The sequence below is a fragment of the Candidatus Thioglobus sp. genome (genome assembly GCF_028599055.1).
In the GTDB taxonomy this organism is placed as follows: domain Bacteria; phylum Pseudomonadota; class Gammaproteobacteria; order PS1; family Pseudothioglobaceae; genus Thioglobus_A.
Genome location: NZ_JAQRMS010000111.1, coordinates 1 through 1,279, shown reverse-complemented (window position 1 = coordinate 1,279; position 1,279 = coordinate 1). Strand labels below are relative to the sequence as shown.

Sequence of the window (1,279 nt, the reverse complement as noted above, 5' to 3'; positions counted from 1 at the left end):
GCCACCTTTATCGCTGTATATCCATTATCCGTGGTGTGTTAAAAAATGTCCCTATTGTGACTTTAACTCCCACGAAGGAGAGGGCAGAAGTGGCTATATTAAAGCGCTGTTAGCAGATCTTGATAACGACCTAAACTACATTCAAAATAGAAAAATTCATTCGATTTTTATTGGTGGCGGCACCCCAAGTTTGATGAGCGAGCAAGCGCTAAATGAATTGTTTGTTGGCTTGAGAGATCGATTAGACTTTGAAAAAGATATAGAAATCACCCTAGAAACCAACCCGGGTACATTTGAAGTTGAAAAATTCAAAGCCTTTAAAGACATTGGTATTAATCGACTATCTATTGGCGTGCAGTCTTTTGATGACAAGCATTTAAAATCTTTAGGTCGCATTCACAGTGCGCAAGAGGCAAGCAAGGCTTGCACCGAAGCGGCAAAGATTTTTGATAATTTTAATATTGACTTGATGTATGGTTTGTCAGGGCAAACATTAGCGCAAAGTTTGAGCGACATTCATCAAGCGATTGATTTAAATCCGACTCATATCTCTTTTTATCAACTCACTATTGAGTCCAACACTTTATTTGCTAAATTTCCACCAACTTTGCCACAAGGCGATGACATTTGGACAATGGGTGAGCAGGGTGTGGCGCTATTAGAGCAGCATGGTTTTACGCGTTACGAGGTATCAGCCTTTGGTAAAAAACCCTCTAAGCACAATTTAAATTATTGGGAATTTGGTGACTATATTGGCATTGGTGCAGGGGCGCATGGCAAAATCACACTTGCTGAAGATTGGAAAGTCATTAGAACGCTTAAATCAAAATCCCCTAAAGACTATATAGAAAACTGCAAGAAAACCACTGAAACCATTGAGAATGTAACCTTTGAATTTATGTTGAATGCACTCAGACTTAAAAAAGGATTTGATTTTAATTTGTTTGAAAGTCAAACTGGGCAATCTATTAAAAAAATTGAGGTGCATTTGGCTAAAGCTCAATCGCTAGATTTATTAATTGTGAAGGAAAAAAATGCAAGGCCAAGTGAGAAGGGTTACAATTTTTTAAATGACTTGCAAGCTATTTTTCTGTGATATAATTTTTTTGATGAAAACCATACTGTCTTTATTATTACTGGTGTTTGCGGCATTGGCTGTAGCAAGCATTGACTCTAAAACTACAGAGACTATCGATCCTCACTGTGCTCATATTAGTGGCATTGATCACAACGTATCTATGGCTCTCTAAAAGTCATTATTAATTTTAAATATAAGAGT

Annotated in this window: 1 protein-coding gene; it reads left to right on the top strand. The window is 37.1% G+C overall.

What is annotated here, in order from left to right; all coding sequences use genetic code 11:
• The coding region (gene hemW, locus PSN35_RS06445; RefSeq protein WP_300031074.1) for a radical SAM family heme chaperone HemW at positions 1 to 1,096 on the top strand (1,096 nt) is incomplete at its 5' end.
• Positions 1,097 to 1,279: the final 183 nt, after the last annotated feature.